The 26,300-nt window shown below is 67.4% G+C and carries 21 protein-coding genes; 18 read left to right on the forward strand and 3 right to left on the reverse strand.

The window, feature by feature from the left end; genetic code table 11:
- The first annotated feature begins 20 nt into the window (after positions 1-20).
- The 7 genes from EV283_RS01520 to EV283_RS01555 all read left to right on the forward strand — a co-directional run bounded on the left by EV283_RS01520 (position 21) and on the right by EV283_RS01555 (position 12,419).
- Positions 21-1,625 carry an alpha-amylase family glycosyl hydrolase gene (locus EV283_RS01520; protein ID WP_130322138.1) on the forward strand — a complete coding sequence of 535 codons (1,605 nt, stop codon included), beginning with the start codon at positions 21-23 and terminating at the stop codon, positions 1,623-1,625.
- Complete coding sequence (locus EV283_RS01525) at positions 1,622-3,151, forward strand: tryptophan halogenase family protein (protein WP_130322140.1); 1,530 nt, start codon at positions 1,622-1,624, stop codon at positions 3,149-3,151. Before EV283_RS01520 ends, EV283_RS01525 begins: the two co-directional genes overlap by 4 nt.
- Positions 3,148-5,649, forward strand: coding sequence for a TIM-barrel domain-containing protein (locus EV283_RS01530; protein ID WP_130322142.1), 2,502 nt, complete (start codon positions 3,148-3,150; stop codon positions 5,647-5,649). Before EV283_RS01525 ends, EV283_RS01530 begins: the two co-directional genes overlap by 4 nt.
- A gap of 379 nt (positions 5,650-6,028) precedes the next feature.
- Positions 6,029-6,694 carry a Crp/Fnr family transcriptional regulator gene (locus EV283_RS01535; protein WP_130322144.1) on the forward strand — a complete coding sequence of 222 codons (666 nt, stop codon included), beginning with the start codon at positions 6,029-6,031 and terminating at the stop codon, positions 6,692-6,694.
- Between the two features lie 500 nt (positions 6,695-7,194).
- Positions 7,195-8,877, forward strand: coding sequence for a ShlB/FhaC/HecB family hemolysin secretion/activation protein (locus EV283_RS01540; protein ID WP_130322146.1), 1,683 nt, complete (start codon positions 7,195-7,197; stop codon positions 8,875-8,877).
- A 67-nt stretch (positions 8,878-8,944) separates the two neighbouring features.
- On the forward strand, positions 8,945-11,722 hold the full coding sequence (locus tag EV283_RS01545; RefSeq protein ID WP_242615739.1) for a filamentous hemagglutinin N-terminal domain-containing protein: 2,778 nt from the start codon (positions 8,945-8,947) through the stop codon (positions 11,720-11,722).
- Positions 11,723-11,912: 190 nt separating this feature from the next.
- Positions 11,913-12,419, forward strand: a complete 507-nt coding sequence (locus EV283_RS01555) for a L,D-transpeptidase (RefSeq protein WP_242615740.1) — start codon at positions 11,913-11,915, stop codon at positions 12,417-12,419.
- 44 nt (positions 12,420-12,463) lie between these two features.
- Here EV283_RS01555 and EV283_RS01560 read toward each other — a convergent pair whose 3' ends face one another.
- The gene (locus tag EV283_RS01560) at positions 12,464-13,141 is read right to left on the reverse strand and encodes a 2OG-Fe(II) oxygenase (RefSeq protein ID WP_165391670.1); all 678 of its coding nucleotides are present in this window, start codon (positions 13,139-13,141) and stop codon (positions 12,464-12,466) included.
- A gap of 588 nt (positions 13,142-13,729) precedes the next feature.
- On the opposite strand from EV283_RS01560, the gene EV283_RS01565 reads away from it, so the two are divergent.
- The 11 genes from EV283_RS01565 (at position 13,730) to EV283_RS01615 (ending at position 24,343) form a co-directional block, all read left to right on the forward strand.
- A complete protein-coding gene (locus tag EV283_RS01565) occupies positions 13,730-14,173 on the forward strand; it encodes a hypothetical protein (RefSeq protein ID WP_130322152.1) in 444 nt (147 codons plus the stop codon).
- Positions 14,174-14,261: 88 nt separating this feature from the next.
- On the forward strand, positions 14,262-14,972 hold the full coding sequence (locus EV283_RS01570; protein WP_130322154.1) for an endonuclease/exonuclease/phosphatase family protein: 711 nt from the start codon (positions 14,262-14,264) through the stop codon (positions 14,970-14,972).
- Positions 14,973-15,005: 33 nt separating this feature from the next.
- Positions 15,006-17,294 (forward strand): patatin-like protein, encoded by a 2,289-nt coding sequence (locus EV283_RS01575; protein WP_130322156.1) that lies wholly within the window; start codon positions 15,006-15,008, stop codon positions 17,292-17,294.
- Between the two features lie 104 nt (positions 17,295-17,398).
- Entirely contained in the window at positions 17,399-17,752 is a 354-nt protein-coding gene (locus EV283_RS01580) for a LapA family protein (RefSeq protein ID WP_130322158.1), read from the forward strand.
- Complete coding sequence (gene pyrF / locus EV283_RS01585; protein ID WP_130322160.1) at positions 17,749-18,423, forward strand: orotidine-5'-phosphate decarboxylase; 675 nt, start codon at positions 17,749-17,751, stop codon at positions 18,421-18,423. The genes EV283_RS01580 and pyrF overlap by 4 nt, the downstream gene beginning before the upstream one ends.
- A 167-nt stretch (positions 18,424-18,590) precedes the next feature.
- Complete coding sequence (locus EV283_RS01590; RefSeq protein ID WP_130323832.1) at positions 18,591-19,229, forward strand: phosphoribosylanthranilate isomerase; 639 nt, start codon at positions 18,591-18,593, stop codon at positions 19,227-19,229.
- A 161-nt stretch (positions 19,230-19,390) separates the two neighbouring features.
- A complete protein-coding gene (gene trpB, locus EV283_RS01595; RefSeq protein WP_130322162.1) occupies positions 19,391-20,629 on the forward strand; it encodes a tryptophan synthase subunit beta in 1,239 nt (412 codons plus the stop codon).
- The gene (gene trpA / locus EV283_RS01600; protein WP_130322164.1) at positions 20,626-21,438 is read left to right on the forward strand and encodes a tryptophan synthase subunit alpha; all 813 of its coding nucleotides are present in this window, start codon (positions 20,626-20,628) and stop codon (positions 21,436-21,438) included. The genes trpB and trpA overlap by 4 nt, the downstream gene beginning before the upstream one ends.
- Complete coding sequence (accD, locus tag EV283_RS01605; RefSeq protein WP_130322166.1) at positions 21,435-22,286, forward strand: acetyl-CoA carboxylase, carboxyltransferase subunit beta; 852 nt, start codon at positions 21,435-21,437, stop codon at positions 22,284-22,286. Before trpA ends, accD begins: the two co-directional genes overlap by 4 nt.
- A 204-nt stretch (positions 22,287-22,490) precedes the next feature.
- Positions 22,491-23,810: a bifunctional folylpolyglutamate synthase/dihydrofolate synthase gene (locus EV283_RS01610; protein WP_130322168.1), complete on the forward strand. Its 1,320-nt coding sequence runs from the start codon at positions 22,491-22,493 to the stop codon at positions 23,808-23,810.
- A 68-nt stretch (positions 23,811-23,878) separates the two neighbouring features.
- Complete coding sequence (locus tag EV283_RS01615) at positions 23,879-24,343, forward strand: DUF6628 family protein (protein ID WP_242615741.1); 465 nt, start codon at positions 23,879-23,881, stop codon at positions 24,341-24,343.
- Between the two features lie 8 nt (positions 24,344-24,351).
- Here the strand turns inward: EV283_RS01615 and EV283_RS01620 are convergent, their stop codons facing one another.
- Together EV283_RS01620 and EV283_RS01625 are read right to left on the reverse strand one after the other, a co-directional pair.
- Positions 24,352-25,683 (reverse strand): MFS transporter, encoded by a 1,332-nt coding sequence (locus EV283_RS01620; protein ID WP_130322170.1) that lies wholly within the window; start codon positions 25,681-25,683, stop codon positions 24,352-24,354.
- An 85-nt stretch (positions 25,684-25,768) separates the two neighbouring features.
- Positions 25,769-26,200 carry a response regulator gene (locus EV283_RS01625; RefSeq protein ID WP_130322172.1) on the reverse strand — a complete coding sequence of 144 codons (432 nt, stop codon included), beginning with the start codon at positions 26,198-26,200 and terminating at the stop codon, positions 25,769-25,771.
- Positions 26,201-26,300 lie beyond the last annotated feature (100 nt).

A 26,300-nucleotide genomic window follows, 5' to 3' on the forward strand; every position in this document is an offset into this window, starting at 1 on the left:
CCCTTCTACGATCGAGACCGATGACCGCTACCCAGACACCGACGACGCCCTGGTGGAAGGGCGCCACGATCTACCAGATCTATCCGCGCAGTTTCGCCGATGCGAATGGCGACGGGATCGGCGACCTGAACGGCATCACCGCGCATCTCGACTATGTCGCCGCACTCGGCGTCGACGCGGTGTGGCTGTCGCCGTTCTTCACCTCGCCGATGAAGGATTTCGGCTATGACGTGTCGGATTACCGCGACGTCGATCCGATCTTCGGCACGCTCGACGATTTCGACGCGCTGATCGCGCGCGCGCACGCGCTGGGCCTCAAGATCATCATCGATCAGGTCTATTCGCACACGTCAGAGGAGCATGACTGGTTCCGCCAGAGCCGCGCGTCGCGCAGCAGCGACAAGGCGGACTGGTATGTCTGGGCGGATGCCAAGCCCGACGGCACGCCGCCGTCGAACTGGCAGTCGGTGTTCGGCGGCCCGGCCTGGACCTGGGATGCCAGGCGTGGGCAATATTACCTGCACAATTTCCTCAAGGACCAGCCACAGCTCAACGGCCACAACCCTGCGGTGCAGGACGCGCTGATCGGCACGGCCAAGTTCTGGCTGGATCGCGGCGTCGACGGCTTCCGCCTCGATGCGATCAACTTCGCGATGCACGACCCGGCGCTGACCGACAATCCGCCCGCGCCCGCGACCAATCGCGCGCGCACGCGGTCGTTCGATTTCCAGCTGAAGCTGCACAACCAGAGCCACCCCGACATCGTCGGCTTCATCGAGCGGATCCGCGCGATGCTCGACGAACACGGCACCGGGTTCACGGTCGCCGAAGTCGGCGGCGATGACAGCGACCGCGAGATGAAGCTGTTCACCGGCGGCAACGGACGGCTGAACAGCGCATACGGATTCGACTTCCTGTATGCGGACCGGCTGACGCCCGAGCTGATCGTCGATGCGGTCGGCAACTGGCCCGATACGCCTGGGCTCGGATGGCCGAGCTGGGCGTTCGAGAATCACGACGCGCCGCGCGCGATCTCGCGTTGGACGACGCCAGACCGGCGCGAGGCGTTCGCACGGATGAAGATGCTGCTGCTGGTCGCGCTGCGCGGCAACATCTTCCTGTACCAGGGCGAGGAACTGGGGCTCACGCAGGTCGACATCGCGTTTGCCGACCTGCTCGATCCCGAGGCGATCGCCAACTGGCCGCTGACGCTGTCGCGCGACGGCGCGCGCACGCCGATGCCATGGATCGGCGCGGCAGCGGATCTCGGATTCGGCAGCACGCAGCCCTGGCTACCGTTCGGCGAGGATCACCGGGCCATCGCAGTCGACGTGCAGGAGGCAGACACGGCGTCGCTGCTGCACTGGACGCGGACACTCATCGCGGCGCGGAAAGCGCATCCGGCGCTGCGGACGGGCAACCTGCGGATCGTCCACAGCGACGACGTCCTGATCGCGTTCGAGCGTGTATGCGACGACGAGACCCTGCTCTGCGCGTTCAATCTGGGCGAGCAGCCACGCGACTGGCCGACCGGGATCGCGACCGATGGCGACTGTCTGTTCGCCACCGAGGGCGCCGACACGACCGTCCTGCCGCCGCTGTCGGGGCTGGTGCTGCGGCGGTGATCGACGGGCTCGGCCAGCACATCGTCATCCTCGGCGGCGGCACCGCCGGGTGGATGACCGCGTGCCTGATCGCGCATCGCTGGCGTGCGCGCGGCATGCGGGTCACGCTGGTCGAGAGCCCGGAGATCGGCATCGTCGGCGTCGGCGAAGGCTCGACGCCGCAACTCAAGCACTTCTTCGACACGCTGGGCATTGCCGAGGACGTGTGGATGCCGGCGTGCGACGCGACCTACAAGCTCGGGATCGGGTTCGAGGGCTGGTCGGACCGCGCGGGGTACGAGCGCTATTTCCACCCCTTCCCCACCGCGCTCGACGGCCACACCGCGTCGCAGTTCTTCTACAACACGCGCGCGCTTCGGACGGGCCGCGATGTCGAGGCGCATCCCGACCGGTTCCTGCTCCCCGCCCGCCTCGCCGCCGCGCACTGCGCGCCACAGCCCGCCGAGAGCTTCCCGTTCGAGGTGAGCTACGGCTATCATTTCGACGCGTACAAGGTCGGTGCGTTCCTCGCCGCGCATGCGACCGGGACGCTCGGCGTCGACCATCTCCAGCGCCGGATCGCCAGCGTCGAGCGCATCCCGACCGGCAGAATCGCCGCGCTGATCGATACCGACGGCTTGCGGATCGAAGGGGACTTCTTCGTCGACGCCAGCGGGTTTCGCAGCACGGTCTTCGCGGCGCTCGACGTGCCGTTCGTTAGCTATGCCGACGCGCTGCTCAACGACCGCGCGGTGGTGATGCCGACCGCCCACGCCCCCGGCGCGCCGATCCCCAGCCAGACCCGCGCGACTGCGCTGTCGGCGGGCTGGGCGTGGCACATCCCGCTGACCAGCCGAAACGGCAACGGCTATGTCTATTCCAGCCGCCACCTGACCGAAGCGCAGGCCGAGGCCGAGCTGCGCGCGCATGTCGGGACCGAGGCCGGCGAAGCTCGCCACCTCAAGATGCGCGTCGGTCGCGTGCGTGACAGCTGGTCGCACAACGCGCTCGCGGTTGGGCTGGCGCAGGGCTTCCTCGAACCGCTCGAGGCGACCGCGCTGCATCTGGTGATCGCGACGGTCGAGGCGTTCCTCGACGGGGTGGACGCGGGCGGTGCGACGGATGCGGTGCGCAGCGCGTTCAACACGCGGATCGCCGCACGCTATGACGGGGTCCGCGATTACATCGTCGCGCATTACCGGCTGAACCAGCGCCACGACGATCCGACCGGCTATTGGGCACAAGCGCGCGGCATCGAAGCGCTGTCCGACGACCTGAAGACGCTGATGTCCGCCTGGTTCACCGGCGCCGACATGGTCGCGGCGATCGATCGCGCCGGGCTTGCCCGCTATTATTCCGCGATCAGCTGGCACTGCCTGTTCGCGGGCTACGGCACCTTCCCCGAGCCTGCGCGGCTGATCCCGCCCGGTGCGGATATCGACCCGGTCGACATGACCCGGATCGACGATTTCCTGACCCGATGCGCGATGAATTTCGGGTCGCACGCCTCTCGTCTCCGCCTCGCGGACCTCAAGGATATTGCATGAAACATCTCGCCCTCCTGCTCGCCGCGACCGCCGGCCTGTGCAGCGTCCCCGTCCAGGCGCAGACGACCACGCTCGCCGCCCGCACGCTCACCCCGCGCCATGACGGCGTCGAGGTTCGTGCCGGCGCGATGACGACGCGGATCACCGCGATGACCGACGGGCTCGTCCGCGTGCGCGTCGCCAAGAACGGCGCGTTCGCCGAGGATGCGAGCTGGGCGGTGACGGCTGCGACCCGCAAGCAGGCAACCAAGGTGACCGCCGCCCCCGACGGCTTCACGACCGCCAGCGTCCGCGTCCGCATCGGTGCGGGCGGCGCGATCACGTTCGAAACGCTCGACGGCAAGATCATCTCCGCCGATGCCGCCCCCGTCAGCACCGACGGCAAGGCGTTCACGATCGCCAAGACGCTGCCGATCACCGAGCATTTCTACGGTCTCGGCGACAAGACTCAGGGGCTCGACCGCCGCGGCCACGGCTTTGTCGACTGGAACACCGATGCGTTCGGGTTCAGCAGCGCGGACGATCCGATCTACAAGTCGATCCCGTTCTTCATCGGCAGCGGCGGTGCAGGTGGCAGCTACGGCATCCTGCTCGACAACACCTATCGCACCTGGTTCGATTTCGGCCACCGCGATGCCGAGACGCTGTCGTTCGGCGGCCCCGACGGCGCGATCGACTATTACTTCATCGCCGGCCCCTCGATGGCGGAGGTCACGCGGCGCTATGCCGACCTGACCGGCCATGCGCCGCTCGCGCCGAAATGGGCGCTCGGCTATCAGCAGTCGCGCTACAGCTATGGCTCGGCCGACGAAGTCCGCCAGATCGCCGCCCGCCTGCGCAGCGACCGCGTGCCGACCGACGTGATCTGGCTCGACATCGGCTATCAGGATCGCAACCGCCCCTTCACCACCGACGCCAAAACTTTCCCCGATCTGCCCAAGCTGGCGACCGAGATGAAGGCGGACGGGATCAAGCTGGTCGCGATCACCGATCTGCACATCGCCGCGGTCGAGCAGGGCTATGCGCCGTACCAGAGTGGCATGAAGGCCGATGCGTTCATCAAGAACGCGGACGGTACCCCCTATGTCGCGCCGGTCTGGCCCGGCCCGTCGGTGTTCCCCGACTTCACCAAGACCGCCGCGCGGACATGGTGGGGCGAGCAGTATAAGGGGTTCCTCGATGCCGGGATCGCGGGCTTCTGGAACGACATGAACGAGCCGGCGATCTTCGAGACGCCGACCAAGACGATGCCGCTCGACACGCGCCACCGGATCGACAGCGACGATTTCGCAGGCCGGATCACCGATCACCGCGAGGCGCACAACGTCTACGGCATGCTCAACACCCGCGCGACGTATGACGGGCTGCTCAAGCTGCGCCCCGACGAGCGCCCGTTCGTGATGACGCGCGCCAGCTACGCCGGCGGGCAGCGTTACGCGGTGACCTGGACCGGCGATAACAGCGCGACCTGGGATCATCTGAAGCTGTCGGTGCAGCAGATCATCAACCTCGGCCTGTCGGGCTTCGGCTACAGCGCCGCCGACGTCAGCGGGTTTGCGGGCGGACCCAGCCCCGACCTGCTCACGCGCTGGACCGAGATCGGCGCGTTCACGCCGGTGTTCCGCAACCATTCGGCGACGGGCACGCCGCGCGTCGAGCCCTGGGTCGACGGCCCCGACCATCTCGCGATCCGCCGCCGCTTCATCGAGGAGCGCTATCGGCTGATGCCGTATTTCTACGCGCTGGCGGATCAGAATGCGCGGTTGGGCGATCCGATCATGCGCCCGGTCTTCTACGACTATCCGGCAGCGGCAACCGCGTCGTGCGACCAGTCGATGGCGTTCACGCTTGGCAAGTCGCTGTTGATCGCGCCGCCGCCGAAGCCCGAATCGCCGCAGACCTATGACGTCTGCCTGCCCGCGGGTGGCTGGTACGACTATTGGACCGGACAGCGCGTCGGCACGCCCGAACCCGCCGCCGCCGGGCCGATCCAGTCGGCGACGCAGGCGGTACCCACCGCGCGGACGCTCGGCGACCGCGTGACCGAGACGCCGCGGCTCGATCACCTGCCGGTGTTCGTGCGCGCGGGCACGATCCTGCCCCGCCAGCCGCTGGTCCAGAGCACGAGCGAAACCCCGAACGGTCCGCTGCGCCTCGACGTCTATCCCGGCGCGGACTGCATGGGGACGCTCTACGAGGACGATGGCCGAAGCCTGGCCTACACGCGCCGCGGCTATTTCCGCCAGACGGTGCGCTGCACGATCACGCCGACCGGCCTGTCGATCGACTTCGCCAAGCCCGAGGGCGGCTTCAAGCCCTGGTGGAAGAGCATCGCGGTAACCGTTCATAACTGGACCGGCGCCGGCGCGGCGACGGCGAAGACGACACGCGTCGCCGTCGTGAACGACGACGCTGCAGCGACCGCAACGGTGACGGTGCCCATGCAGGCGCGCGCCGGTACGATCGCGATCGACGGACGCCAGGCGCGCTCGAGCTGAGCACGGCCGTACCGCGACATGATCGAGCCAGATCGTAGCGCGGTACGGCGCGGCATTCGAGCCGGCGGATCGCAAGATCCGCTGGCGATCATGCCCGCATCGGCCATTTACCTAAACGGAAACGTAAACTATTCATAGCGTTACCCCCGAAGCACATATTTACAACTTATCTTCCCAATACAGCCGTAATGTCGTAATATTAGGATCAGTATCTGCCTCTAATTCGGCGGGATATGCGTGGCGGCGTCGATCTAGACCGTCAGTCCAACCTGCTTGGTTTTAGAGACACTGCGACATCGATACGACACTTGCCCGTTTCTTCGACACGCTTGCCACCGGCGCCTCGCTAGATGAGGACGACCGGAATCACCTGTTCCAATTGCCGTTCGCCCGGAAGACCTATCCAGCCGCGAGCTATCTGATGCGCCAGGGCGACCGGGGCGATGCCTTGTCGATCGTGCTGAACGGATATTGCTACGGTCAGAAGGATGATGGCGAGGGAAAGTCTCAGATCGTCTCGCTGGCGATCACCGGGGATAGTATCGGGCTCGAGCATCTCTATTTGCGAACGGTAGATCACGACACGCGTGCGCTAACCGCCGTAGACGTCGCGACCGTTCCCCTGGCGGTAGTGCGACAGATCGCCGCGCGCCGCCCGGCGATCGCGCAGGCTTTGGGGGTCCATCAGGCGATCCGCCACGCGATCACGCGCGAATGGATGGTCAATATCGGCGCGCGCGACGGCCTACGCCGCGTCGCGCATTTCCTCTGCGAGTTCGCGGTACGCAGCGACGCCGCCGGCCGTACCCCCGACGACGGCTATGAACTGCCGATGTCGCAGGAGCAGATCGGGCAGGCGACCGGATTGACCGCAGTCCATGTCAACCGGATGCTCAAGACGCTCCACACCGCCGGGCTGGTCGAGCGAAGCTGGCGTCACGTCCGGTTTGCGGACTGGCACGGCCTTCGCGACATTGCCGGCTTCTCGGCGGATTACCTACATGCGGGACAGCAAGTGCGGATACCGGCGCCCCCTGCCCCCTAGCCGAACTATTGCCTGCTCGGTGCACCCATGATGCCATCCGTACCGGGTTCGAAACAGCCTGGCTCGGCGCGAGTCTTCACCGAACAGATAATCGTAACGGCGTAAGATGTTATCCAGTTTCACCCGTCAAACCGCACGCATGCGAATCCATCACGGCGGGCTACTCTGTAACATATGGTACTAAGTTGGTTAAATATCCGCTAACGTGTGATTTTTTCACAACGATCGCATGTTTCCATCTTGTATTAATTATGGAAGACTTACATAGGTTAAGCGCGCAACGTTAGCCTATCCAGCGCGACTCAACGCGACGGGCTTGGGCCTGATATTCACGCTTCGACCATCTGATTTCGATGGCAGCGCAGTTCGACGCAGATCGGGCCGCTGCGATCCGTTAAGGCTTCGTCCTCGCTTCGGGCGCACTACCCTTCTTCTAACGGCTCCCGCTGCTGCGGATGGGAGACCCGTGCCTTCCATCCGCGGTGACTTTCGAGGTGTTCATGTTCAAGTCGACCCTATGGGCGGCCGCGCTTGCGGCTGTGAGCCCGGCTGCCCTGATGGTTTCGGCCCAGGCTGCGGAGGCGCAGGTTCCCATCGGTGCCGGCGGACAGCTCCAGCAGATTCCGCCGACTCCACTCGTCGAGAAGCCCGCGCCCGAACTCGGGTTCGAGCGCAAGACGCCGGTCGCGATTCCGGCAACCGGCGGCCCCAAGACGCTTGTCCGCTCGCTCCGCGTGAGCGGCGCGACGCTGTTTCCCGAAGCCGACCTGATCGCTGCGTCCGGATTCACGCCGAACAGCGAGCTCGATCTGGCCGACCTCAAGACGCTCGCCGCTCGGATCACGGCCTATTATGCCAGCCGCGGCTATTTCGTCGCGCAGGCCTATCTTCCCGAACAGGACGTGCAGAGCGGCACCGTGACGCTCGCGGTCGTCGAGGGGCGTTTCGGCGCGATCGGCGTGAAGAATGAATCGCGGTTGTCCGATCGTGTCGCGAACGGAATCCTCGCCGGGCTCGACGTCGGCGATCCGGTCGCGGCCGCGCCGCTCGAACGCCGCCTGCTGATGCTGTCGGACCTGCCGGGCGTGCGCGTCGGCTCGACACTCAGCCCCGGCACCGCGGTCGGGACATCCGACCTGCTCGTCAACGTCGCGCCAGGCCGCAGCATCACCGGCAGCGTCGATGCCGACAACGCCGGCAACCGTTACACTGGCGCCTACCGCGTCGGCGGCGTGGTCAACTGGAACAACCCGACCGGCTCGGGCGACGTGCTTAGCCTGCGTGCGCTGACGTCGTTCACGGGCCTCGCCTATGGCCGCGCAGCCTATCAGGCGCCGATCGGCCAGGTCACGCTGGGCGTCGCCTATGCGCATCTCGAATATTCGCTCGGCAAGGAATTCGACAGCCTCGACGGCAGCGGCAATGCCGATGTCGCCAGCGTCTACGCAAGCTATCCGCTGATCCGCTCGCGCAACAACAACCTGTACGTGACTGTTGGCGGCGACGTGAAGTGGTTCGACGATCGGATCGGCATCGTCGACACGACCAGCTATCGCCGTGCGCAGGTCATCACCGCAGGGCTGAGCGGCGACGAGCACGACACGCTGCTTGGCGGCGGCTGGAGCGCCTATTCGCTGAGCTATTCGGTCGGCAATCTCGACATCCGCGGTGCGTATGAACGGTCGATCGACGCGCTGACCGCACGTACCGACGGCAGCTATGGGAAGCTGCAGTTCAGCTTCGCGCGGTTGCAGACGATCGCTGGCCCGCTCTCGCTGTTCGCCTCGGCGCGCGGGCAGATCGCGTTCAGCAACCTGGACATCTCCGAGCGGATGGAGCTGGGCGGTGCCTATGCCGTGCGCGCCTATCCCGAGGGCGAGGCTTACGGCGACCAGGGCTATGTCGCGACCGCCGAAGCGCGGGTGGCCTTGCCGCAGATCGTGCCGGGTGCGCTCCAGCTGTTCGGTTTCGTCGATGTCGGCGAGGTCGACTACGTCAAGCATCCGTATTTCACCGGCTCGAACCACGCGAAGCGCAGCGCCTACGGCGCCGGCCTGGCGTGGAGCGCACCGTACGACTTCACGGTCCGCGCAACCTATGCGCGCAAGCTTGGCGATGCCGATGCGACGTCCGCGCCCGACAAGTCGGGCCGCGCCTGGTTCCAGGTTTCGAAAAGCTTCTGACCGCGCTGCCAGGTTTGCTGGCCACACCAAATTCTGCGGCCCGACGCCGCTACCGAGGATACCGCCCATGACCGCCATCCCGTCATCGATCAGAAATACCCGCCGACCCGCGGCCGCATCGGCGCCTGCCGTCCCCGCAATCTCGCGGACGCGGCGTGGCGGTCTGTTCGGCACCACCGGGCTTGCGCGGTTCGCCTGGCTGATCGGGTTCAGCCTGGCCGGCACCGCGGCGACTCGTCCGGTCGAAGCGCAGACGCTGCCGACCGGCGGCGAGGTCGTGGCGGGCCAGGCGAGCATCGCGACCGGCGGCAAGTCGCTGACCGTGACGCAGACCAGCGACCGCGCGGCGATCAACTGGCAGTCCTTCTCGATCGGCAAGGGCAAGAGCGTCGTGTTCGACCAGCCGACCAGCAGCTCGGTCGCGCTGAACCGCGTGCTCGGCACGGACCCGTCGGTGATCCTCGGCAACCTGTCGGCCAACGGCAAGGTGTTCCTGGTCAACGCCAATGGCATCCTGTTTGGGCAGACGGCGAACGTGAATGTCGGCGGGCTGGTCGCCTCGACGCTGAACATCTCCGATGCTAATTTCCTCGCCGGCAAAAACAGTTTTGCGGGCACGAGCGGCGCGAGCGTCCAGAATGACGGCACGATCAACGCCAAGAACGGCTATGTCGCGCTGCTCGGCGCGAACGTCGGGAATGGCGGCACGATCAAGGCGAATTTCGGCACGGTCGTGCTGGCGGGCGGCGAGGCGATCACGCTCGACGTGGCCGGTGACGGGCTGCTCAACGTCGCGGTCGACAAGGGCGCGGTCGGCGCGCTGGTCCGCAATGGCGGGCTGATCCGAGCGGACGGCGGCAAGGTCGTGATGACCGCGCAAGGTGCGGGCGACCTGCTCCACACCGCAGTCAACAACACCGGCATCGTCGAGGCGCGCACGTTGCAGAACCGCGGCGGCACGATCCTGCTGCTAGGCGACATGAAGACCGGCACGCTCAGCCTCGCCGGCACGCTCGACGCCAGCGCCCCCGTGGGCGGCAATGGCGGCTTCGTCGAGACGTCGGCCGCTACTGTCAACGTCGCCGACGGCACGCAGGTCTCGACCTTCGCACCATCGGGTGCGACCGGCATGTGGCTGATCGATCCGCAGGATTACGTGATCGGTGCAGGCGGCAACATCTCGGGCTCGACGTTGTCGGCACAGCTCGTGACAACCAGCATCACTATCAGCACGATCCCCGCCGCGGGTGACACGACGACGGGCAATGGCGATATCTTCGTCAACGACGCGGTCGCGTGGACCGCGTCGGGCGTGCCGACGACGCTGACGATGAACGCCTTCCGCGACGTCAACATCAATGCGCCGATCACGGCGACCAACGGCAACATCGTCGCGTGCTGCGGCCGAGACGTGAACGTCAACGCCGATCTGACGACGACCAATGGCAGCATCCTGCTGAACGCCGGGCGCAACGTGCAGGTGTTTCACGCCATCACGACGACCGACGGCAACATCGCCTTGTGCGCAGGGCACGACGTGATGATCGACGCGGCGGTGACGCTCACTCGCGGCACGACGATCCCCGCGCAGAGCCTGGGCCTGCCGGTCGGGCTGACGCTGATCGCCGGGTCGGACGGCACCGGGCCGGGCGTCAACGGCGGCACGATCGTGTTCTCCGCGCTGTCGCCGCCGACCACGGTGACCGCGGCACCGGTGTCGATCAACTACAACCCCGTCTCGTACACCACGCCCACCGACTTCTCGACCGAGTTCGTCCTGACCGAGGGCGCCGCGATCACGCAGCGCATGCTGCTGTTCCCGACCGCGCAGAAGGTGGCCGACGGCACCAATGCGGCGGTGCTGAGCGGGTTCAACACGACGTCCACCTCGGGCAGCCCGACGGGCGTGTCGCTGGTCGCCGGCACCAACGCGACCGCGACGTTCGACAGCACCGATGCCGGCTCCGGGATCGGTGTCAGCTATAGCGGTTACACGCTGACCGGCGCGAACGCCGACCAATATGCGCTGGCAAGCTCATGCTGCGTCGCCGGGTTCCGCACGACCGGGACGATTACCGCTGCACCGGCTCCGGCACCTGCGCCTTCACCGGCACCCGCGCCGGCTCCGTCACCGGCACCAGCACCCGCCCCGGCTCCAGCGCCTGCCCCGGCACCAGCGCCCGCTCCGGCACCAGCGCCTGCCCCGGCTCCTGCCCCCGCTCCGGCACCAGCGCCCGCTCCGGCACCAGCGCCCGCCCCGGCTCCAGCGCCTGCCCCGGCACCAGCGCCCGCTCCGGCACCAGCGCCTGCCCCGGCTCCAGCGCCCGCTCCGGCACCAGCGCCTGCCCCGGCTCCTGCGCCCGCTCCGGCACCTGCCCCGGCACCAGCGCCCGCTCCGGCTCCGGCACCAGCGCCTGCACCGGCTCCGGCCCCCTCGCCAGCACCGGCACCGTCACCGTCGCCAACACCAACCCCAACCCCAACCCCAACGCCGACGCCGACGCCTACGCCGACGCCTACGACGCCCATCGTGGTCACGCCGACACCCGTGCCCAACCTGCCGACCGCAGCGCGCCCGTTCCTCGAGGTGCCGCCCGTTCCCCTGCGGGTATCGTCACCGCCGCCGGTCGATGTCGTCGAGGGTGGCGTCTTGTTCCCGCCGCCCGTCCGTCCGGGCACGGTCATCGTCGAGAACCCGGGCACGCCAGAGACGGTGCAACCCGTTTTCGAAACTCCCGTCCCGCCGCAGACCGTGCAGCCCGTGCCCGATCGTCCGTTCGTGCAGCCGACACCGCCCAATGCGCCGGCGGTGCCCAACTATCCCCGCAAGCAGGCGCGGCATTGATATGATCGGTAGGCCGTGGCGCAGGGCGCTGGCGATGGGACTCGTTGCCTTGGCAACGACGTCCCAGGGCGCTGCCCAGTCTGCTCCCGCGCCAACGTCTGCGCCCGCGCCCACGTCTGCCCCCGCGCCAACGCCTGCACGGTTCGGGACCCATATTGTTTCCGACGACGCGCGCGCTACCGCCGATTGGGTGGCGACGTCGCACGACAACCAAAGCCTGCCGTTCCTCGTCATCGACAAGGTCAACGCGGTCGTCTTCGCGTTTGACGGCAGCGGCGGGTTGCGCGGGACGGCGCCCGCGCTGCTCGGCATGGCGCACGGTGATGCGAGCGTACCCGGGATCGGCCAGCGCAAGCTCGCCACCATCCTGCCTGCGGAACGCACCACCCCGGCGGGTCGGTTCAAGGCCTCGCTCGGCCATGATTTCGAGCAGGACATATTGTGGATCGACTATGACGCCGCGCTGTCGCTCCACCGGGTGATCGTCGGCCGTCGGGTCGACAACCGCGCGGGACGGCTCGCCTCGCCGACGCCGAGCGACAACCGGATCTCCTATGGCTGCGTCAACGTGCCACCCAGCTTCTATGACGGCGTGGTCAAGCCGCTCTTCACCGGCACGGTCGGGATTGTCTACATCCTGCCCGAGACCAAGCCGTTGCGCAGCGTCTTCGCGATCCCGACGGGTGCCGCGAACTAGACGGAGCGAGCGGATAGACTCAGGCGCTCAGCCGCGGATCGGCACTAGCCCCAGGGCCGCTCGCGATACCATTTGGTCAGCACGTATTTGACACCCTGCTCGACCGGCATGCCCTGATGCAGCGAGCCCGGATTTGGCCGGCCGAGCACATCCATGTTGTTCCAGATCACCAGATTGCCCGCCTTGGGCGCAATCACCACACCGGCGGTCGGGAAATTCGTGCGACCGCCTTCGGTGGGTTCGTTGAGGAACGTCATCGCCGACCACGTCCTTTGCCCGCCGATCGGCACCTGGTTTCGCCAGTAATGCTGCGTGGTGTCGAAGAAATCGTGATGCGGCTTGAATTCCTGCCCCACCGCATAGCGTTGCCCCTGCAGCGGCTCGCCAAAGATCGATTCGATCCCGGTGAGTTCGTCGAGCTTGCTTTCCACCACCGCCACCGCATCGGGGCCGGGGTAGAGATAGCAGGTCTCGCTCGTCCGATAGGACGGCACGGGGTCGTCGGCGACGACCGGCGACGGCACGCGATCGGCATCGATCAGCGCGACCAGCGCCGCGCATTCCTCGAGCGATAGGAAGTTGCGGACGATGTAGAGCTCGACATCGCTTGCCGGGATCCGGACGGCGCCGGGATAGTGCACGATCCGTTCGCGAACCCGCGCCGCGGAGTCGGAACGCCCCAATGCTTCCATATAGCCGTCGCGCAAATCGAGCGCGGACAAGGATGGTGCTTGCGGCGGAGCGGTTTGCGTTCCGCCGGTCGACCAGGCGCCAGTATCTAGAAATTCAGACATATTTTGGTCACTTCGTTCATCCGGGCCAATAGTATCCGAAAATAAGAAACTTATCCTAGGTTTATATCTTTAGTTGACGCATCCTTATCGCCTATCATGCGTATATCAAGTACGACCAACATAGGTTAGGCTCGGTTGAGCGAATTTCGCCACCACCCCGCTTTTTTGGATGCGCTAAGTCGCACCAAGCCAAAGAGTTCGGAAACATTCCCTGCGCCGCTGCCGGCGAGCGCACCGAATGACGCGATTTGACCGATATCGGCGGAGACAGACCATGCATCCGAACCCCTTTGCCTTGAGCCTCGCTCTGACCCCCGCCCTGTACGGCCCGGATCATGCACCACGCCTGACAGCGGCCGCGGCACTCGTGTCGGCGCTGATCTGGGTCGGCCTCCTGTACCTGTATTTCGGGTAGCGGCGCCCACCGGCATAGCCCGCCGCGCCACTGACCAGTTCGCGACCGATCGTCGCGCAACACTCTTGCTCGTCCTCGCGTTTCGCGGGGCCAGGATCTCCATGTTCAAAAATATTCTCGCAGGCGCTGCGGCGTCGCTGCTCGCCCTCGTTCCGCAACCGGCCGCTGCCCAGCGCCTCATCCTCCCCGGCGCGTTGCTGCTCGCGGGCTACCGCGCGACCTGTGGCCCGGTCGATACGATGATCCAGCCGATCGACGATATTGCCGCTGCCTATAAGGGCCGGATCATCCTCCACCCGCGCGTTCTCAACCTGCCGCGCGCGCAGCAGTTGTTCTGGTACACGCATGAATGCGCGCACCAGATCTTCGGTCCGGGCGAGGCCGCCGCCGATTGCTGGGCGGTAGAGCAGGGCAAGATCCAGGGCTGGCTGTCGCCCGACGATCTGGCCAAGCTCGGCGCGACGATGCGCGACTTTCCCGGCGACGCGACGCACACCGATGGCCGCGGCCGCATGGTCAACATGCAGAAATGCTACGCCAACTGATACGTGCCTGCTCGATCGGCAGCGAATGACCGGCCATAAACGGCCCGGCCGCAACCGGGATCGCCCCGCGGCGTTATAGGCCGCACGCATGATCAAGGTCGCCAGCTACAATATCCACAAGGGCATCGGGCTCGACCGTCGGCGCAACCCCGAGCGCGTGGTCGAAGTGCTGCGCGAGATCGACGCGGATGTCATTGCCTTGCAGGAGGCCGATCGCCGGTTCGGCGCCAAGGCGTGCGTCCTCCCGCACCATCTTCTCGAAGAGCATAGCGACTGGGTCCCGGTCGATTTCGGCCTGCGCTCGCTCAGCATGGGCTGGCACGGCAACGTCATCCTCGTCCGCAAATCCGCCGAGATCCTGGGGTGCACCGCGATCCACCTGCCCGCGCTCGAACCGCGCGGCGCGGTGATGGCGGACGTAAGGCTGCGGGGCGGCACGATCCGCGTGCTGGGCATGCATCTCGACCTGTCGGGGCTGTGGCGACGCAAGCAGGCGGCGGCGGTGATGACGCATGTCGATACCTGCGCGGACCGGCATCCGACCGTGATGATGGGCGATCTCAACGAATGGAGCGCGGGCTCGGGCTGCCTGCGCGATTTCGGCCGTGACTATGCGTTTGCCGAGACGGGGCCGAGTTTTCACTCACGGCGCGCGATCGCACGGCTAGACCGGATCATGGTGTCGCGCGAGCTCGGCGTGGTCGAATGCGGCGTGCATACGAGCCCGGCGGCGCGCAAGGCATCGGATCATCTGCCGATCTGGGCTATGCTGGAGCCGATGATCGAGGAAACCGCATAATCGCCGCAACGACAATGCAGGACGGGATGTAGAATGCGCGAGAAGGAGCTGCGCCTTGCGCTCGTCTGTTATGGCGGGATCAGCCTGGCGGTCTACATGCACGGGATTACCAAGGAGATCTGGCGGCTGGTCTGTGCGAGCCGGGCGTTCCACGATGGTGAAGCACCGAAGACCGGCAGCGAGGGCGTGTATCACGCGTTGCTCCAGGAGATCGAGACGCACGCGGCGATCCGCGTTCGCGTGCTCGCCGATATCGTCGCGGGTGCGAGCGCGGGCGGGATCAACGGCATCTTCCTCGCGCAGGCGATCGCGACCGGCCAGAGCCTCGATCCGCTGACCGACCTGTGGATGACGTCCGCCGATGTCGAGGCGCTGATCGATACCGAGGCGGCACCCAAATCGCGCTTCTCGAAGGCCTGGGCGATGCCGCTGGCGTGGATGGCCGCGGGACGCAGCACCGACAAGGTCGACGCGCTCGACGATCCGACTCGCGAGGAGGTGCGCACCAAGCTGTCGCATTTCATCCGCTCGCGCTGGTTCGAGCCGCCGTTCGGGGGGAAGACCTTTACCAACCTGCTGCTCGACGCGTTCGACGCGATGGCGGCGAGCGAGCGCGGGCCGCGGCTGTTGCCGCCGGGCCAGCCGCTCGACCTGTTCGTGACGGTGACCGATTTTTCGGGGCATCCCGAGCGCCTTCAGCTCAATTCGCCCGCCGAAGTCGTCGAGACCGAGCACCGGCTGGTGGTCGACTTCACCGAGAATAGCAGCGCCTGCGACACGCTGGCGCCGCCTGCGGAACTGGCCTTCGCGGCGCGCGCGACGTCGAGCTTTCCGGGCGCGTTCCCGCCGTTCACCGTCGCCGAACTCGACGGCGTCCTGGCGCAACGCAAGATCGTGTGGCCGGGACGCAGCGGGTTCCTGGCGCGGGTGCTGCCCCGCCATACCGCGGCGAACGCGGCCGAAGGCGCAGTATTGATCGATGGGTCGGTGCTCGCCAACGCGCCGTTCCGCCCCGCGCTCGACGCGCTGAAGGACCGCCCTGCGCGCCGCCAGATCGACCGGCGTTTCATCTATATCGACCCCTCCCCCGGGATCAAATTGCGGCTCAACCGCGCCGAAGGCACGCCCGGATTCTTCCAGACGATCATCGGCGCGATCAGCGACATTCCGCGCCAGCAACCGATCCGCGACAATCTGGAGGCGATCGCCGAACGCTCTGCCCGGATCGACCGGATGCGCGGGATCGTCACCGCGATCCGTCCCGAGGTAGAGGCCGATGTCGAATCGCTGTTCGGCCACACGCTGTTCCTCGACCGGCCGACCGCGCCGCGGCTGATCGCTTGGCGTCGGCGCGCACAAAAGGCTGCCGCGGCGAGTTCGGGCTATGGCTTCGTCGCTTATGGGCATCTCAAACGCAGTGCGGTGATCGAGACGATCGCAGCGCTTCTCTACGAGGCGGGGCGGCATCACAGTCCGCGGCGACTGGTGCAGATCCGCGCCGCGATCGTCGCGCGGGTCGTGGCGACGGGCGCGGACGGCCTCGGTTCGGGGTTTGCAGGCGGCGCCAGTCCCGCGTCGATCGCGTTCCTGCGGACGTTCGACATCGGCTTTCGCATCCGCCGGCTGCGGCTGATGGCGCGGCGCCTGTCGGAGGTCGAGACCGCCGCCGACGAGCCTGAACTCGCCCCGATGCGCGACGCGATCTACGAATCGCTGTCGCCCTATCTCGATCGGCTGCGCGGAGAGATGCACGCCGGGATGCACGACGCGGTGCGCGCGATGAAGGGCGATGCAACCGCGGTGCTCGAAACGCTCGGCGAGACGTTCGCGCTCGAACAGCTCGATGCGGAGACCGACCAGCGGCTGGCGGACGCGTTCGCCGCGCTGGCCAAACCCGCACGGCGCGCATTGCTGCTCGCCTATCTCGGCTTCCCCTATTTCGACACCGCGACGCTGCCGCTGTTGCAGGGCGAGGGTCTCGACGAGTTCGATCCGATCAAGGTCGACCGGATAGCGCCCGACGATGCGACCGCGATCCGGTCGGGGGGCGCGGAGGCGACGCTGAAGGGGATCCAGTTCGGTACGTTCGGCGCGTTCTTCAGCCGCGCCTATCGCGAGAACGACTATCTCTGGGGGCGGCTGCACGGGGCGGAGCGGATGATCGACATCACCGTCTCCACGCTGCCGCAGACCGTGCGGATGAAGCCGGGGCGGGTCGCGGCGATCAAGCGCGCGGCGTTCCTCGCGATCCTCGACGAGGAGGAGCCCCGGCTGACCGCGATCCTCCCGCTGATCGCGCAGATCAGGACCGAAATCGGCTGACGCTGCGCTTGTTCTGCACAAGACTGGCCAAACCGGCCGCTTGGCGGTAGCTCTGGCACACCCATCGGCGCTTCGGCATCGGGGGAGACGATAGAGGTGGCCGCATGCAGTTCCTGAAAATCCTGTTCTGGTGTCTGTCGGCGTTCATCGCCGCAGTCTTCACGATCTCGAACTGGAATGCCGTGCAGATCCAGCTCTGGGGCGGCCTGATCGCCGATGTGAACCTGCCGCTGCTGCTGTTCGTCACCTTCCTGATCGGGTTCGTGCCGACGATGCTGTACAATCACGCGATCCGGTGGCGGCTGCGGCAACGCCTGTCGACGTGCGAGCGCGAACTGGCCGAACTGCGGACGCCACGGCCCGAGCCAGTTGCGGTCGCGCCTGCCGAGCCATCGGTGACGTCGCCGATGACGGTGCCCGTCACGCCCGTCGTCGCACCGGCAGGGATCGCGTCATGAGCAGCCGGATCTACGTCGCGCTCGACACGCCCGATCTGGCGCGCGCCAAGGCGATCGCCGCGCGCGTTCGCCATCATGTCGGCGGGATCAAGCTCGGGCTCGAATTCTTCTCGGCGCACGGCCAGGCCGGCGTCCATGCGATGGCCGAGCTCGGCCTGCCGATCTTCCTCGATCTCAAACTGCATGACATTCCCAATACCGTCGCCAAGGCGGTGCAGGCGCTCGGAACGCTGAAACCGGCGATCCTCACGGTACATGCGAGCGGCGGGCAGGCGATGCTCGAGGACGCCAAGGCAGCAGCACCGATCGGCACCAAGGTGATCGCGGTGACGATGCTGACCAGCCTCGACGCGTCCGATCTCGCCGCCACCGGGATTACCGGCAGCGCGCACGACCAGGTCTCTCGCCTGACCGAACTCGCGCGCGAGGCGGGCGTCGACGGCATCGTGTGCTCGGGTGCGGAGGTTGCGGCGGCGAAGGCGATCTGGCCCAAGGGATTCTTCGTGGTGCCCGGTGTGCGGCTGCCCGACGGACAGATCGGCGACCAGAAGCGCGTCGTCACGCCACGCCAGGCGCTCGACGCGGGGGCCTCGATCCTCGTGGTCGGCCGCCCGATCACGCAAGCCGAAGACCCCGACACCGCCGCCCGCGCGATCGGCGCGACGCTGTAGGGACGCGCCGTCCTGACGGGCTGCCCCCCTCACCGTCATCCTGACGAAAGTCAGGATCCAGGGCCATAAAGGTTGGCGTTTGTTACTCTGGATCCTGACTTTCGTCAGGATGACGGATGGGTTGCGGGGAAAGCTTGCGCCGGCTTCGCAGAGAGCATCAAAGGAACATCATGACCACCGCCAAGATCTGCGGCCTCTCCACCCCCGCAACGCTCGACGCCGCGATCCGCCATGGGGCGAGCCATGTCGGCTTCGTGTTCTTCCCCGCCTCGCCGCGCCACGTGACGTTCGCGAAGGCCGCAGAACTCGCCGCCCGCGTGCCAGGTCACGTCGCCAAGGTGGGCGTGTTCGTCGATCCCGAGGACGAGATGCTCGAACAGGCGGTCGAGTCGGCGGCGCTCGATGTGCTGCAACTCCACAAGGTGACGCCCGCGCGCGCGGCCGCGATCCGCGCGAAGTTCGGGATCGAGACCTGGGTGGCGGTCGCGGTCCGCACGCGCGGCGACCTCGACGCCGCGTACGGGTTTGCCGGGATCGCCGACCGCATTCTCTACGACGCGAAGACGCCCGATTCGGCCGCACTGCCCGGCGGCATGGGGCTCAGGTTCGACTGGGACCTGCTCGACGGGTTCAAGCACCCCCTGCCCTGGGCGCTGTCGGGCGGGCTCGATCCGGCGAACGTCGCGGAGGCGATCCGGCGGACGGGGGCGGCGTTGATCGACGTATCCTCGGGCGTCGAAAGCGCGCCCGGCACGAAGGATGAAACCAAGATCGCGGCGTTCCTGAAGGCTGTCGCCACGCGCTAGCACCACCCCGGCGAACGCCGGGGCCCAATTGGGAGACGGCCGTGACTGCCCCTTCCCTCCGTCACTAAAACCTTCCCACTTGGGCCCCGGCCTTCGCCGCGGGGGTAGGTATCGGAAACCGAAGGGGTGACAGCGATTTCGGAAGTGCTAAACGCCCAGTCATGAACGCTCCCCTCGCCCCCAATTCCTACCGCGCCCAGCCCGACGAGCGCGGCCATTTCGGCGACTTCGGCGGACGCTATGTCGCCGAGACGCTGATGCCGCTCGTCCTCGAACTCGACGAGGCCTACCGCGCCGCCAAGGCCGACCCTGCGTTCAAGGCGCAGTTCGACGATTTGCTCGAACATTATGTCGGCCGCCCGAGCCCGCTTTATTACGCCGAACGCCTCACCGAGGCCCTGCGTGAATCCGCCCCTGAGGGGATGGGCGCGCAAATCTGGTTCAAGCGCGACGAGCTGAACCACACCGGCGCACACAAGATCAACAACTGCATCGGCCAGATTCTGCTCGCGATCCGCATGGGCAAGACGCGGATCATCGCCGAGACCGGCGCGGGCCAGCACGGCGTCGCGACCGCGACCGTCTGCGCGCGCTTCGGCCTCCCTTGCGTGATCTACATGGGCGCCAAGGACGTCGAGCGTCAGGCGCCCAACGTGTTCCGCATGAAGCTGCTCGGCGCCGAAGTCCGCCCGGTGACGTCGGGCGCACACACGCTGAAGGACGCGATGAACGAGGGCATGCGCGACTGGGTCGCCAACGTCCACGACACCTTCTACATCATCGGTACCGCCGCGGGCCCGCATCCCTATCCCGAGATGGTCCGCGACTTCCAGAGCGTGATCGGCACCGAGGCGCGCGCGCAGGTGCTCGCGCGGACCGGTCGCCTGCCCGACATGCTGGTCGCGGCGATCGGTGGCGGATCGAATGCGATCGGCTTGTTCCATCCGTTCCTCGACGATGCCGACGTGCAGATGCTCGGCGTTGAAGCGGCGGGCCACGGGCTCGACAAGCAACATGCGGCGAGCCTGGCGGGCGGGTTCCCCGGCGTGCTCCACGGCAACAAGACCTATCTGTTGCAGGACGAGGACGGCCAGATCACCGAGGCGCACTCGATCTCGGCCGGGCTCGACTATCCGGGGATCGGCCCCGAGCATGCCTGGCTGCGCGACATCGGCCGCGTGCAATATGACAGCGCGACCGACACCGAGGCGCTCGACGCGTTCCAGCTGCTGTGCCGGACCGAGGGCATCATCCCCGCGCTCGAACCATCGCATGCCATTGCCACCGTGACGAAGAAGGCGCGCGAGATGCGGCAGGACCAGATCATCCTGGCCAACCTGTGCGGCCGCGGCGACAAGGACATCTTCACCGTCGCCGAAGCGCTCGGGGTGGCGATTTGAGCCGCCTCGCCGCCACCTTCGCGCGCACCGCAGCGTCCGGCCGCGCCGCGCTCGTCGCGTTCGTTACCGCGGGTGATCCCTCGACCGCCGCCACCGCCCCGATCCTCGACGCGCTCGTCGCGGGCGGCGCGGATGCGATCGAGCTCGGCATGCCGTTCACCGATCCGATGGCCGACGGCCCCGCGATCCAGGCCGCGAACATCCGCAGCCTCGCGCAAGGGACCCGCACCGCGGACATCCTGGCGATCGCCACCGCGTTCCGCGCGCGGCATCCGGACGTGCCGCTGGTGCTGATGGGCTATGGCAACCCAATGCTCCGCCGCGGCGCGGACTGGTTCGCGCAGGCCGCCGCCGCCGCCGGAGTCGACGGCGTGATCTGCGTCGACGTACCGCCCGAGGAGGACGATGCGCTCGGACCGCAGTTGCGCGCCGCGGGGATCGACCTGATCCGCCTCGCCACGCCGACGACCGACGCCGCACGCTTGCCGACCGTGCTCGATGGCGCCAGCGGGTTCCTCTATTACGTCTCGGTCGCCGGGATTACCGGGCTGCAACAGGCGCAGCAGGGCTCGATCGAGGACGCCGTCGCGCGGCTGAAGGCGCAGACCGACATCCCGGTCGCGGTCGGCTTCGGCATCCGCACGCCCGAACAGGCCGCCAACGTCGCGCGCGTCGCCGATGGCGTCGTCGTCGGCTCGGCGATCGTCGAACTCGTCGCGCAGCACGGCACCGCTGCGGCCGAGCCCGTCCGCGCCTATATCAAGTCCCTCGCCGACGCCGTCGGTTCGGCCCGAAAGGTTCCCGCATGAGCTGGCTCAACAGCGTCCGCAACGTCCTGCCCTTCGTCGCGAAGCGCGAGACGCCCGAGAATCTCTGGCACAAGTGCAAGGGCTGCGGGCAGATGGTCTTCACCAAGGAGCTCGAGGACAATCTCTACGTCTGCCCGAAATGCGATCATCACGACCGCATCGGGCCGAAGGTCCGCTTCGCGCAGCTATTCGACGAGGGCAGTTGCAGCGAACTCCCGGCGCCGAAGGTCCCCGAGGACCCGCTCAAGTTCCGCGACCAGAAGCGCTATACCGATCGCCTCAAGGCCGCGCGCACCGACAATAGCGAGCAGGATGCGCTGATTAACGCTCGCGGCGCGATCGACGGCCACCGTGTCGTCGTCGGCGTGCAGGACTTCGGCTTCATGGGCGGCTCGATGGGCCTCGCGGTCGGCGAAGCCTTCGTCCGCGGCGTCGAGGCGGCGATCGAGGACCGCGTGCCCTACGTGATCTTCACCGCGAGCGGCGGCGCGCGCATGCAGGAGGGTATTCTCAGCCTCATGCAGATGCCGCGCAGCACGGTGGCGATCCAGATGCTCCACGATGCGGGGCTGCCCTACATCGTCGTGCTGACCGATCCGACGTCGGGCGGCGTGATGGCGGCCTATGCGATGCTCGGCGACGTGCAGATCGCCGAGCCCAAGGCGACGCTCGCCTTCACCGGCCGCCGCGTGATCGAGAGCACGATCCGCGAGAAGCTGCCCGAGGATTTCCAGACGTCGGAATATTATCTCGAGCACGGGATGATCGACATGGTCGTCCACCGAAAGGACCTGCGCGAGCAGCTCGGCACCGTCATCGGCTATCTGAGCGCGCGCGAAGCGGCGTAATCTCTGCCCCCTCTCCCCTTTGGGGAGAGGGTCGGGGTGAGGGGCAGCCCAGCCATGCTGCGCCTGGAACAGGGCCCCCCCCCCCCCCCCCCCCCCCCGGCGGGGGGGGGGGGGGGGGGGGCCCCCCCCCCCCCCGCCCAGCCATGCTGCGCCTGGAACAGCCCCTCACCCCAGCCCTCTCCCCGGAGGGGAGAGGGAGCTAGCATGCCCGACCACGCCGTTTCCTCCTCGCCCGCCGTACAAGCTCAGCTAGACCGGCTGACCATGCTGTCGCCCGGCGCTGACATCCTCGGCCTCGAGCGCATCAGCGCGCTCCTGAGCCGCCTCGGGGATCCGCATCTGTCGCTCCCGCCGGTGTTCCACGTCGCGGGGACGAACGGCAAGGGCTCGACCTGCGCGTTCCTGCGCGCTGCGATCGAGGCGGCCGGCCACAGCGTCCACGTCTATTCGAGCCCACACCTCGTCCGCTTCAACGAACGCATCCGCCTTGCCGGATCGCTGATCGAGGACGACCTGCTCGCCGCGTTGCTGGAAGAGGTGCTCGACCACGCCGCCGACCTGCAGGCGAGCTTCTTCGAGGTCACGACCGCCGCCGCCTTCCTCGCGTTCGCGCGCACGCCCGCTGCCGCGACGATCGTCGAGGTCGGCCTCGGCGGGCGGCTCGATGCGACCAACGTGATCCCCAACCCGGTCGTCACCGGTATCGCCGCGCTCGGGATCGACCACCAGGCGTTCCTCGGCGACACGCTGCTGGACATCGCCGGCGAGAAGGCGGGGATCGCCAAGCCCGGCGTACCGCTCGTCACGATGGATTACCCCAAGGCCTTGCGCGCGAAGATCGCCGCGGTCGCCGCGGCGGCCGGTGCGCCTGTCGTTGCGCGCGGCGCGGCGTGGACCAGCGAGACCGCGCGGTCGACGATGCGCTATGCGGACCAGGGTTTCTCGCTTGTCAGCAACCGCCCCCGGCTGGTCGGCGCGCACCAGTCGCGCAACCTTGCGCTGGCGATCGCGATGCTGCGGCATCAGGGCGCGCTGCACGTCCCCGAAGCCGCGATGCGCGCCGCCGCCGACTGGGCGCACTGGCCGGCGCGGATGCAGCGCCTGTCCGACGGACCGCTGCTTGCGCGGTTGCCGCGTGGCAGCGAGCTCTGGCTGGACGGCGCGCATAACCCCAACGCCGCGCAACCCGTCGCGCGCGCGCTGCGGACGCTGGCGAAGCGCCGCCCGGTGACGCTGATCCTGGGGATGCTCGCCAACAAGGATGCGGACGCGGTGATCCGGATCCTCTCGCCCTCGATCGAGCATGTCATCGCGATCCCGGTGCCGGGCCACGCGCATCATGCGCCCGAGGCGCTGGCCGCGATCGCGCGGAGCTGCGGGACGACCGCGGACACCGCGCCCTCCCCGGCGGACGCGCTCGACCGGATCGCGGCCGGCAGCGACCAGCCCAATCTCGTGCTGATCGCGGGATCGCTCTACCTCGCCGGTGAAGTGCTCGCCGCGAACGACCAGCCGCCGGACTGACTTCTTATTGCTATTGACTATCAATAACCAACAGGCGAGTTTGTGGGCACCACCACGGAGTCGCGTGAATGACCGATACCCGCCCCAGTTCGACGCCCGCCTCGGCCCATGCGCTCACCAGCGCAACGACGCTGCTGCCGCATCCGCTACCGCCTTGTGAAAACGCGCGGATCGCGCTGTTCGCGATGCGCCGCATGGGCGCGAACGGCCTTGCCGATGCGCGCGCGGCGCACACGATGTTCACCGCGTTCGGGCAGAGCTTCCGCCGCCCGCTGGTCCTGTTGCGCGCGTTGATGGCGGACCTTGCGGCCACCTCGGCAGGGACGATCGCGATCGCGCCGTGCTGCTGCGCCCGGATGACGCCCGCGGAATCGGCGATGCTGTCGATCCTCGCCCGGATCGAGACCGCGCCCGAGACCGCACGCTATCTGATGGTCGATCTGCTTGGCGTTCGCCGGGTCGATGGCGTCCTCGCCAGCGCCGCGGCGCTCGCCGCCGCGTTTGCCGACGAAGGACGACCGGTCACGATGTAGCCGCGCTGTTAAACCGGATCCCCGGCGCGGGCGTCGCCTTCCCCCTCGACGCCCGCACTGCCGATCGAGCGATCGATCATTCCCGACCGGCTCATCCACCAGAACAGCACGACGCCGGGCAGCGCGAGCACGGTCGTCAGCAGGTAGAAGTCGACATAGCCGATCGCCTCGATCAAGGCGCCGGCCGTGGTGCCCGTCACGATCCGTCCGACGATGCTCGCCGCGGCGGAGATCAGCGCGAACTGTGCCGCGGTGAAGCGCAGATCGCACAAGGCGGAGAAATACGCGATCACGACAACGCCGCCGAACCCGCTGGCAGCGTTTTCGAAGCCGATCGCCGCCGCCATCCCGAAGTTCGAGTGCCCCGCCGCCGCCAGCGCCGCGAACGACAGGTTCGACACGCCCATCAGGACGAGCGACAACAGCACCGAGCGCTTCATCCCCATCTTCGCATACAGGATGCCGCCGATGAAGATCCCGACCAGATACGCGAAGAAGCCGATCCCGACATCGTAAAACGCGATCTCGTCGCCGGTGAAGCCGAGGTCGTCGAACAATAGTCGCAACGTCAGGTTGGCGAGCGTATCGCCGACCTTGAAGATCAGGATAAACGCGAGAACGACAAACGCCCCTTCGCGCGAGAAGAACTGGACGAACGGACCCGAAATTGCCCGGAACCCCTCCGCAAGACCGCGGCGCTCGATCGGCGGGCGGCGGCGCTGGGGCTCACCCAGTACCAGCCCCGCCAGTACCGCGGGCAGCGCGAAGATGGCGCAGGCCAGATAGGCAGTGCTCCAGCCCGCGCGTTCCGCGACGACGAGCGCGAGTGCGCCGGCGCCCGCAGACCCGATCCGCCAGCCATATTGGCTCATCCCCGAGCCGACGCCGAGCTGGCGCGGTTCGAGCGTCTCGATGCGGAATGCGTCGATGACGATGTCGAAGGTCGAGCCCGCCGCGCCGACTAGGATCGCAGCGGTCGCGGTGGCAGCGATGCTGGCCGCAGGATCGACCAGGGCGAGATTGACGACCGCGGCGACCACCAGCGCGGCGGTGACGATCAGCCACGACACGCGCTGCCCGAGCCGCCCGATCACGGGGAGGCGAACACCATCGACGACCCAGGCCCACAAGAACTTCAGATTATAGACAAGGAAGGCGAGGCTGAACGCCGTGACCGTCTTCTTGTCGATACCGCTCGCCGCCAGCCGCGTCGTGAGCGTCGCGCCGATCATCGCATACGGGAATCCCGAGGAGATGCCGAGCGCGAGAGCGGCCAGCGGCGCCTTCTCGACATACGGCCGGAACCCGTCGCTCCACCGCTTGTCTTCGGTTCGATCCATTACACCTACGCTCCCACTCGCTTGCGCGAACCCTAACGGGAAATCGCAAACGCGCTACCCGTCAGGCGATGGACCGTCGGAAACCTCAGACTTTCGCGTCGAACAACTTGAACCCGTAGGGCACGCGCTTCGGCGTGATGCCGCCGCGCGTGGCCTCGATCGCCTCGATCGCCGCAATCAGGTCGCGTGGGGCATAGGGCTTCGACAGGCATCCGGCGGCGAGAGTCGTCGCCTCGACCGGGCAACTGCCCGTCACGAACATCACCGGCACGCCGCGCGCCTGCGCTGCGCGCGCGACGTCGATCCCCGAACCGTCCGCGAGGTTCACATCGACCAGCACGAGATCGATCACCGTGTCGCTGGCGAGGATGGGCAGCGCGTCGGCCACCCGGTCGATCGTCGCGACGATCGTGAATTTTGCCTCTGCCAGGAAATATTCGGTGTCGAACGCTACCAATGGCTCGTCCTCGACCACGAGGAGCCGGACGATCTGCCGCTTCTTCTTACCGAACAACATTACCGAAAGGCCCCCGGTCGCGCGCGAAATGGTCGTTACGCTCTCGGGTCCTAACGCGCCGGTGCACGAACGGTCGCAAATATTTTCGCGCTGGCGGCCG

Source organism: Sphingomonas sp. BK036, from assembly GCF_004216825.1.
Classification (GTDB): Bacteria; Pseudomonadota; Alphaproteobacteria; order Sphingomonadales; family Sphingomonadaceae; genus Sphingomonas.

Bases quoted from the DNA above. Each gene is read 5' to 3' on its own strand.
- EV283_RS01520 (WP_130322138.1), top strand. From the start codon at position 21: ATGACCGCTACCCAGACACCGACGACGCCCTGGTGGAAGGGCGCCACG.
- EV283_RS01530 (WP_130322142.1), top strand. From the start codon at position 3,148: ATGAAACATCTCGCCCTCCTGCTCGCCGCGACCGCCGGCCTGTGCAGC.
- EV283_RS01540 (WP_130322146.1), top strand. From the start codon at position 7,195: ATGTTCAAGTCGACCCTATGGGCGGCCGCGCTTGCGGCTGTGAGCCCG.
- EV283_RS01545 (WP_242615739.1), top strand. From the start codon at position 8,945: ATGACCGCCATCCCGTCATCGATCAGAAATACCCGCCGACCCGCGGCC.
- EV283_RS01565 (WP_130322152.1), top strand. From the start codon at position 13,730: ATGTTCAAAAATATTCTCGCAGGCGCTGCGGCGTCGCTGCTCGCCCTC.
- EV283_RS01570 (WP_130322154.1), top strand. From the start codon at position 14,262: ATGATCAAGGTCGCCAGCTACAATATCCACAAGGGCATCGGGCTCGAC.
- EV283_RS01575 (WP_130322156.1), top strand. From the start codon at position 15,006: ATGCGCGAGAAGGAGCTGCGCCTTGCGCTCGTCTGTTATGGCGGGATC.
- EV283_RS01580 (WP_130322158.1), top strand. From the start codon at position 17,399: ATGCAGTTCCTGAAAATCCTGTTCTGGTGTCTGTCGGCGTTCATCGCC.
- pyrF (WP_130322160.1), top strand. From the start codon at position 17,749: ATGAGCAGCCGGATCTACGTCGCGCTCGACACGCCCGATCTGGCGCGC.
- trpB (WP_130322162.1), top strand. From the start codon at position 19,391: ATGAACGCTCCCCTCGCCCCCAATTCCTACCGCGCCCAGCCCGACGAG.
- accD (WP_130322166.1), top strand. From the start codon at position 21,435: ATGAGCTGGCTCAACAGCGTCCGCAACGTCCTGCCCTTCGTCGCGAAG.
- EV283_RS01610 (WP_130322168.1), top strand. From the start codon at position 22,491: ATGCCCGACCACGCCGTTTCCTCCTCGCCCGCCGTACAAGCTCAGCTA.
- EV283_RS01615 (WP_242615741.1), top strand. From the start codon at position 23,879: ATGACCGATACCCGCCCCAGTTCGACGCCCGCCTCGGCCCATGCGCTC.
- EV283_RS01620 (WP_130322170.1), bottom strand. From the start codon at position 25,683: ATGGATCGAACCGAAGACAAGCGGTGGAGCGACGGGTTCCGGCCGTAT.
- EV283_RS01625 (WP_130322172.1), bottom strand. From the start codon at position 26,200: ATGTTGTTCGGTAAGAAGAAGCGGCAGATCGTCCGGCTCCTCGTGGTC.